This window comes from Shewanella sp. GutDb-MelDb (assembly GCF_002836075.1).
In the GTDB taxonomy this organism is placed as follows: domain Bacteria; phylum Pseudomonadota; class Gammaproteobacteria; order Enterobacterales; family Shewanellaceae; genus Shewanella.
The window spans coordinates 1-5,599 of the sequence record NZ_PJBM01000013.1; the positions used below are offsets into that span (position 1 = coordinate 1).

The following is a 5,599-nucleotide window of genomic DNA, read 5'->3' on the forward strand; positions in this document are numbered from 1 at the left end:
TGCCCTGATGTGATGTCCCCCAATAGGAAGTTCATCACCCTCTTTCAGGTCTATATCAATTGATTTGACAGCTGCCGCCTGACTGTAAACAATCTGCGCACCGGTTTTTTGTCGGATTAAACCAGCAGAAGTGATGTGGTCGGCATGAATATGCGTTTCAATGATATAGAGAAGCTCGATACCAAGCTCTTCAATATATTGCAGGTCTCGTTGCAGATGTTCTTTAACCGCATCAATAATCGCCCCTTCATGGGTTTTTGGATCTCCCAGCAGGTAGGTGTACGTACAACTATCCCTATCAAACAGTTGCTTTACATATAAAGGACGCTGGGTGCTTGTGATTAGCATGGTGATTTGTCCGTACTCATGTATTCGTTCTTGAAAGTATAGCGAGTGTCTTTAGTATAATGTTAATAAGTACCTGTATTTAATCTCTAGACTCTGTTATCTGTTATCTGCACAAAAAAGGCACCTTTATAGGTGCCTTTGCATTACTGTAGGTAATCGTTAATACATCATCCCGGGAAACAAGCCTTTAACGCCGGCCGCAATAACTTCAATGCCTATGGAAAGCATCAACAACCCCATCAGACGAGTAATCACGTTAATGCCTGTGTTGCCCAGCACTTTAAATATAACAGGGGCCATACGAAACAGGCTAAAACTCAATAGTCCAAACAAAATAATCGTAATAGACATACCAATTAGATTTTCTAAAGTCTTATACTCAGCGGCAGTGACAATAACCGAACTAATAGCACCAGGGCCTGCCATTAAAGGAAGGGCAAGCGGCACAACCGCAACGGATTCCATACCAGATGCTTCTCGATCTTCCTCTTTGTTGCGTTTAACTTCACCTAGCTTACCTTGCAACATCGACATCGCGATGATGCAAATAAGAGTACCACCGGCGATCCTAAACGCTGAGAGAGAAATGCTGAACATATTCAAAATATGTTGCCCAGCAAAAATGGTGACTAACAGTATGATCACCACGGCAAGGTTAGCCACTTTGCCGGTTTGATTGCGTTCAGCTATCGTTTGGTGACTGGTTAAGCTCACAAATACAGGTAACAATCCAACTGGATTGATGATTGCTACTAACCCTAGAAAAAACTTAAAATAAATAGTTAAATCCAACGTCTTATCCTCTGCGGTTGAGCGCGTTATTGATGATATAAAAAAAGTTGCGCTACTCTAACGCAACTCCTTAAAAAGGAAAAATGAGTTTATCTAACCAAAATCACAATTTTGAATAAATTTTATTAAAGCATTTACACGGCGCGTTGCTGCAAAAACGTAACACTCTGTTGCTAACATAGTTATTTTATTACAGATAGCAACATTTTTGCGGCATTGATCACGGTCAAACTGGCCATTTGAGTGTAATTTTTCTTCATAGGGTCTAAAGATAGTCAGAGAAAGGTTAGCAAACCCAAATTTTGCTAAATTTTTTTAGGATACACACTATGACAGTCACCAATGAGCAAGACCTCAATAATCTGGTAAGCAAAGTCGCTGAAGCGCAGCGACAATTTGCCGAATTCTCACAAGAGCAGGTCGATATTATATTCAGGGCAGCCGCGCTTGCTGCTGCAGATGCACGAATACCATTAGCTAAAATGGCGGCAACCGAAACGAGAATGGGTGTACTTGAAGATAAAGTGATTAAGAACCACTTTGCCTCAGAATATATCTACAACAAATATAAAGATGAAAAGACCTGTGGGATCATATCTGAAGACCCAACTTTCGGGACGATTACTATCGCGGAGCCTGTCGGTATCATCTGTGGTATTGTGCCCACCACAAACCCGACTTCAACCGCGATATTCAAAGCACTCATAAGCCTTAAAACCCGTAATGGGATTATCTTCTCGCCTCATCCTAGAGCTAAACAATCCACAACCACAGCTGCACGAATAGTGCTAGAAGCTGCAGTTGCTGCTGGTGCACCTAATGATATTATCGGCTGGATTGATGAACCATCTGTGGCATTATCAAATCAACTGATGACACACCCAAATATTAATCTCATTTTGGCCACGGGTGGCCCCGGAATGGTTAAAGCCGCCTATTCATCAGGCAAACCTGCCATTGGCGTGGGAGCGGGCAATACGCCTATTGTCATTGATGAAACCGCTGATATTAAACGAGCGGTTAGCTCTATATTAATGTCAAAAACATTTGATAACGGGGTGGTATGTGCCTCTGAACAAGCCGTGGTGGTGGTCGATGAGATCTATGATGTAGTCAAAGAGCGTTTTATCAGCCACGGTGGTTACATGTTAAGCACTGAAGAAACGGCTTTGATGCAAAACGTCATTCTTAATAATGGTGGATTGAATGCCGATATCGTGGGTCAAAGTGCCGCTACCATTGCCAAAATGGCGGGTATTGATGTACACAAGAATACCAAAGTGCTTATTGGTGAAGTGACCGATATAGATGAAGCCGAAGCCTTCGCCCATGAAAAACTGTCTCCGCTGCTGGCTATGTATCGCGCTAATGATTTCGAAGATGCAATGGATAAAGCTGAAGCGCTCGTCACGCTAGGCGGCATTGGTCATACATCCGGGCTATATACCAATCAAGATACGCAAACCGATCGCGTTGAAGCATTTGGCTTTAGAATGAAAACAGCGCGTATCCTAATCAATACTCCGGCATCACAAGGCGGAATTGGGGATCTTTATAACTTTAAACTCGCACCATCATTAACCTTAGGTTGCGGTTCATGGGGCGGTAACTCAATATCTGAAAATGTTGGCCCAAGCCATCTTATCAATAAAAAAATGGTCGCTAAGAGGGCTGAAAACATGTTGTGGCACAAACTTCCATCCTCTATCTATTTCCGCCGAGGTAGCCTGCCGATTGCATTAGAAGAGTTATCAGATAAAAAACGAGCACTTATCGTGACAGATAAATATCTGTTTAATAATGGCTACTGTGATGAAACAATTAAGATATTGAAGAGCCAAGGTCTCGAAACCGAAGTGTTTTACGACGTTGAAGCTGACCCTACAATGCTCATCGTGAATCAAGGTGCAAAAGTGGCTCAAAGCTTTCAACCTGACGTTATTATTGCACTCGGTGGTGGCTCTCCTATGGATGCGGCTAAAATTATATGGGTCATGTACGAACACCCTGATGTCGATTTTGCCGACTTAGCACTGCGTTTTATGGATATCCGTAAACGTATCTACAAATTTCCAAAGCTAGGTAAAAAAGCCATGATGGTGGCCATACCTACAACCTCAGGTACAGGCTCTGAAGTTACCCCATTTGCGGTAGTTACAGATGAAAAGACCGGGATGAAATATCCGATTGCAGACTACGAGCTAACGCCAAACATGGCAATTATTGATCCTAATCTCGTCATGAATATGCCGAAATCACTAACGGCCTTTGGGGGAATTGATGCCATCACCCATGCACTTGAAGCTTATGTCAGCGTGATGTCAAATGAATTCAGTGATGGTCAAGCACTGCAAGCGCTCGATTTGCTGTTTACTCATTTACCTGCTGCATATGAACACGGTGCCAACGCACCTATCGCCCGAGAGAAAGTCCATAATGGGGCTACAATAGCCGGGATCGCATTCGCCAACGCATTTCTAGGCGTCTGTCACTCAATGGCCCACAAACTCGGGGCTGAGTTTCATTTAGCCCATGGACTCGCTAATGCTTTACTAATTAGCAATGTCATTCGTTTTAATGCGACAGATATGCCGACTAAACAGGCTGCGTTTAGCCAATATGATAGACCGAAAGCACTGTGTCGCTACGCCAAAATTGCAGAACACTTAAAACTTAATGGCACCCAAGGTGAAGGCATTACAGATGAAGAAAAAGTCGAGGCTCTACTTAAAGAAATTGATGCTCTCAAGGAGAAGATTGGCATTCCAAGCTCAATCCAAGCTGCCGGCGTCAACGAAGCCGATTTCATCGCAAAATTAGATGAGCTTGCCGAAGATGCATTTGACGATCAATGCACAGGTGCAAACCCACGCTTCCCGCTTATTGCAGAGCTAAAGCAAGTTCTATTGAGCAGTTATTACGGTAATGATTATATCGATGAATAATCTGCTTATAGGTTCGCAATTCTAGTCACCATAACGAAAAAAGACTAGCCAACTTGGCTAGTCTTTTTTACTTCTAAGAACTTATAATTAGCGGCTGCTCTTTCTCTTTCCGCTTAAACATTCTCATACATTCAATCTACAGACTCTTTTAACCTTACACGTATATGTTCAGCAATAATACACACTGCGCCTCCGGCTAAATAAGCAACTAAATCTCCCACATCAAATGTCGCACCTAAAATGATACTTAACACTGTGGCTGATTTGATCCCCAGCAGTTCAGCTATATTTAAATACTGCGAAAACTCAACACAAAAGGCGATGAGTATGGTGATTGCCACCAGCGTTCTAGAAGTTAAATTAATAAAACTCGATAGCAAATAATATAGCCACACAACAACCAGAGCATCGCCTAAAATTGGCCGAATAAACGCATCTCGAACAAAAAGAGCAATAAAAATTAGCACCAGTAATAATACCAAGCTGGTAAGCGCACGTCCCAAGGAGAAATGTAAATAAGTAAGGTCTACTTTATGTCCTCTATCAATCATTCCTTTATGAGTTGTCATCCACAACCTCTATTTCACTCATTTTAGTTTCATGCTTTTTTGCTTCTGGTAAAGCGTCGCCGCTTCGTTGGTACCAATCTACATTTCTTGTAAGTAGCATCAACAAGCTTAAAATGGCAAAGCAAAGTAAGCTTCCCATTAACAAAGCATAGCTTTCAGCCTGAAGCAGGCCAAACAATAAACCATAAAGAGCGATTAGACAGACACCAAATAACTTGCCATGTTTGCCATTATGTAACATACCACCGACATAGCCGCTCAGTAATACCGTAGAGGCTATAGCTGATAAGACATAAGCCCAATTAAAGCCAATATGCTCACTTAAAGAGATAAGTAATAGATAAAATAGCGCCAATGCTAGGCCAACAAAACCATACTGGACAGGGTGCATTAAACGAGCTTGAAACAGTTCCAATAAAAAGAAACTCGCAAATACAAGCGTAATAATCAACAACGAATAATTCACTGCTCTATGGGATTTAAGGTAATGATCAACAGGCTCAATTAAATCAACTCCCATTTGACGACGTTCCAGCTCAACACATGCCGTAGAATCGGCCATGCAACGTTCAAACAGCTGACTAATATTTGAAGAAAAGTTGTTGCTTTGCCATTGCGCGTTAAATCCTTTAGCAGAGATCTCAGACGAGATCGGTAAAAAGTCACCAATAAAACTCGGATGAGGCCACTTAGATCTCATTTCAATGCTGGATACTTTACCGATTGGCGTAACCTGAATCGACTCCATACCTTGCAGTAAAAAGTTTAAGTCATAGGCCATTGGAGCCGAAACTGTAAGCTGATTTATATCAAGATTGATATGAAACCCTTGAGCAAACTGATTAAGCCCAGTTCCCGGTTTCACCTCAATGCTTTTGCCCCCTAACGTCATCTTGTTGAGTTTTATCAGTCCCCTGCTATCACGGACACCTACAACCATTGAAA

5 protein-coding genes are annotated in these 5,599 nt (G+C 42.1%); 1 reads left to right on the forward strand and 4 read right to left on the reverse strand.

The features are described from left to right. Together CXF82_RS00415 and CXF82_RS00420 are read right to left on the reverse strand one after the other, a co-directional pair. Positions 1 to 348, reverse strand: a 348-nt coding sequence (locus CXF82_RS00415; RefSeq protein ID WP_145991619.1) for an MBL fold metallo-hydrolase, incomplete at its 3' end; no start/stop codon positions are given. Positions 349 to 507: 159 nt separating this feature from the next. Continuing rightward, positions 508 to 1,140, reverse strand: a complete 633-nt coding sequence (locus CXF82_RS00420; protein WP_101091628.1) for a YchE family NAAT transporter — start codon at positions 1,138 to 1,140, stop codon at positions 508 to 510. A 329-nt stretch (positions 1,141 to 1,469) separates the two neighbouring features. On the opposite strand from CXF82_RS00420, the gene adhE reads away from it, so the two are divergent. Then, the gene (gene adhE / locus CXF82_RS00425; protein ID WP_102043466.1) at positions 1,470 to 4,085 is read left to right on the forward strand and encodes a bifunctional acetaldehyde-CoA/alcohol dehydrogenase; all 2,616 of its coding nucleotides are present in this window, start codon (positions 1,470 to 1,472) and stop codon (positions 4,083 to 4,085) included. A gap of 131 nt (positions 4,086 to 4,216) precedes the next feature. Here adhE and CXF82_RS00430 read toward each other — a convergent pair whose 3' ends face one another. Both CXF82_RS00430 and creD read right to left on the reverse strand, forming a co-directional pair. After that, the gene (locus tag CXF82_RS00430) at positions 4,217 to 4,654 is read right to left on the reverse strand and encodes a ribosomal maturation YjgA family protein (protein WP_101091626.1); all 438 of its coding nucleotides are present in this window, start codon (positions 4,652 to 4,654) and stop codon (positions 4,217 to 4,219) included. After that, positions 4,641 to 5,599: cell envelope integrity protein CreD (gene creD, locus CXF82_RS00435; protein ID WP_180961146.1), on the reverse strand; the 959-nt coding region annotated here is incomplete at its 5' end. The genes creD and CXF82_RS00430, both read right to left, overlap by 14 nt.

Bases quoted from the DNA above. Each gene is read 5' to 3' on its own strand.
- adhE (WP_102043466.1), top strand. From the start codon at position 1,470: ATGACAGTCACCAATGAGCAAGACCTCAATAATCTGGTAAGCAAAGTC.
- CXF82_RS00430 (WP_101091626.1), bottom strand. From the start codon at position 4,654: ATGACAACTCATAAAGGAATGATTGATAGAGGACATAAAGTAGACCTT.